The following is a 2,331-nucleotide window of genomic DNA, read 5'->3' as shown; positions in this document are numbered from 1 at the left end:
CCGTGAAGAGATAGCGGTAGAGAACGTTAAAGAACGAGTACGCGGTATTCTAGGAATCAACGAACTGTTTGAAATTCGTAGTTTTATCATTCATCGGTCGGCGGAGTTCATCCGAAAGTCCACCTAACCAGTGCAGGCACGGCGACGCCCACTAAATTGCGCCTTCGGCTTCATTCCTTGGGCGCGCATGCTGCAAGCGTTAGGCAAATGGAGATAGGCGTGAGTTTAAGGATAATTGAAGTCGTAGATTTTCAGTCGTCGTGGGCTGATGATTTTAACCGAGAAAAAGCGCTAATCTGTAATGCGTTAAGCCAAGAAAATGTAGTGGGAGTTCACCACATCGGTAGCACTTCAGTTGAAGGTTTATGTGCGAAACCAATTATAGATATTCTGCTCGAAGTTAAATGTCTCAGTGCGCTGGATGAGCAAGGTTACTTGATGGAATCGTTGGGTTATCTCGCTAAAGGTGAGTTTGGTATCCCGGGTAGGCGCTACTTTCAAAAAGGTGGGGTTCAACGCACTCATCAAGTCCACGCCTTTCTAACAGGTTCACATGAAGCGCAAAGACACATTGCTTTTAAAGAGTATCTTATCGCTTTTCCTGAAGTAGCCGATGAGTATGGTGTGTTAAAGAAAACGGGGGCAGTAATCTGCAACAATGACATGTATGTATATTGCCGCCATAAAGACAGCTTTATTAAAGAGCATGAGGCTAAGGCTCTAAGCTGGAAATTTGCCTAACAATGCAATTAATTTCGCTCCCTGCTGTCGCCGGACGCTCGTTCCTCGCGCCACTTATTGCGGGCGTTACATGTTATCGAAATAGTTCGGAATGGGTGCCAATTCGAGCCAGTTTGAGAGAGGTGTCATCGACTTTGTAAATCAAAACTAAATCCGGTTTTACGTGGCAATCTCGATAATTCTGCCAGTTTCCAGACAAAGAATGATCAACGTATTTTTCCGGTAGTGTTTCCCCGAGCTGTAATTGTTTAATGACATGACCGACTTCAACTACATCGGGAATCGAAAGTTTTGCTATTTTCTTGAAGTCCTTTTTAAATTGKCTTGAGTACTCGAGTTTAAGCATTGTCGGTCTTACCGATATTGAATTCTTCGAATAGCTCTTCAATATTGCTGGCGGTATTTGCCTTGCCGGACTCGAGCTCGGAGATGGCTGAGGCTGTTGCTGCATTGGGTTGCTTGACTTTAAGCTCAAAGGGTATGCCGCCGTAATTAACGACCGCTTTGGCAAAAAGCTTTATTGCTTGAGAGGGGCTAAGTCCCATGTTCTCGCAAACGTGAGTAAACGCTAACTTGGTGTCGTGGTCAATTCGGGTGCTCAGCATTTCGTTTTTCATAACATCACCAAATGTGTGAATCTGTAATACAATGTGATACAAAGTATAGCAAAAGCATGTAACAATGCCAAGCAGGGCGACCCATTTTTCGTTGTGCCTGCGGCTTCACTACAAATGGRCACCTGTTGGCGGCGTTAGCTGAAATCAGGCAAAGCGATGATTCCAAATACAAAAATATCACATACAATTCTGGAGTTTGGTAAATCAATTATTCTTCAGTTGCCCGACGGCCACTCGAAGGAAGAGTTCGAAGCGGCGATTTCCATCGTAATAGCGGCATGGAATGCTGTGGTGATCGACGTTTGGAATAAAACAGATGAATTTGAACGCGAGCTAATTGAGCGGTTGGGAGAAGGACCAAAGCAAGCTCAAATTGAAGTTAAACGGCTAGTTAAGCGGAAAAAGTCGAAGTTTTCAGATGACTTGAGGGCTGTTGGGAATCACTGGGTTAGAGAGCAAGATGGCGAGTATATATTTGGATGTGAGGCACGAGGAAATGTTGAAGACTTTCCGGCAAAAGAAACTAAACACTAGATGCAAGTAGGGCAGCTAACAATGCAAGGCAGTCTGACGGTTTTTCCGTTCCTTGTTTTACGGTTTAACGCTACGCTACCGCAAAAAAATCCACTACAAAGCCGCAGCTGCTTGCGGCGTTAGCTGCAATTTACACACGGAGGTTATGTGTCTATTCAAGAAGTTGAAGTAACTCTGGAGGAGTTGCAATCATTAGATCAAATACTCAGTTCATGCAGAAGACCTTTGTATTATGAATTAGAGTCAGCTTTAGGAAGTATTGAAGGCTCTAATGCCGCAAAGTTGCTATCTGCCACTTGCTCGATGCACCTAAAACCTGAAAATCCGAAATCGCCATTTTCACCTAAGTTTATAATACAAGACCGTAGAGGTCTCATTGCCAATGACTTTTCTAAAGAGTCTTTGAATGCTATTTCTCAATTTTGCGGCTCTGTGACAA

General features: G+C 43.9%; 5 protein-coding genes. 3 read left to right on the top strand and 2 right to left on the bottom strand.

What is annotated here, in order from left to right:
* The first annotated feature begins 219 nt into the window (after nt 1–219).
* Complete coding sequence (locus BZG79_RS14325) at nt 220–741, top strand: GrpB family protein (protein ID WP_077774737.1); 522 nt, start codon at nt 220–222, stop codon at nt 739–741.
* 73 nt (nt 742–814) lie between these two features.
* Here BZG79_RS14325 and BZG79_RS14320 read toward each other — a convergent pair whose 3' ends face one another.
* Together BZG79_RS14320 and BZG79_RS14315 are read right to left on the bottom strand one after the other, a co-directional pair.
* Entirely contained in the window at nt 815–1,087 is a 273-nt protein-coding gene (locus tag BZG79_RS14320; RefSeq protein ID WP_077774736.1) for a type II toxin-antitoxin system mRNA interferase toxin, RelE/StbE family, read from the bottom strand.
* Nucleotides 1,080–1,358: a type II toxin-antitoxin system RelB/DinJ family antitoxin gene (locus BZG79_RS14315; RefSeq protein ID WP_077458086.1), complete on the bottom strand. Its 279-nt coding sequence runs from the start codon at nt 1,356–1,358 to the stop codon at nt 1,080–1,082. Before BZG79_RS14315 ends, BZG79_RS14320 begins: the two co-directional genes overlap by 8 nt.
* Before the next feature lie 156 nt (nt 1,359–1,514).
* Here BZG79_RS14315 and BZG79_RS14310 point away from each other — a divergent pair, with 156 nt between their 5' ends.
* Both BZG79_RS14310 and BZG79_RS16495 read left to right on the top strand, forming a co-directional pair.
* Entirely contained in the window at nt 1,515–1,892 is a 378-nt protein-coding gene (locus tag BZG79_RS14310; RefSeq protein WP_077487150.1) for a hypothetical protein, read from the top strand.
* A 147-nt stretch (nt 1,893–2,039) separates the two neighbouring features.
* Nucleotides 2,040–2,331 (top strand): hypothetical protein (locus BZG79_RS16495; protein ID WP_199877938.1); only part of this gene is annotated, 292 nt, incomplete at its 3' end.

Source organism: Salinivibrio sp. MA427 (assembly GCF_001996115.1).
In the GTDB taxonomy this organism is placed as follows: Bacteria; Pseudomonadota; Gammaproteobacteria; order Enterobacterales; family Vibrionaceae; genus Salinivibrio; species Salinivibrio costicola.
The sequence above is the reverse complement of the archived record's forward strand: the minus strand, read 5'-3'. Positions and strand labels throughout refer to the sequence as shown.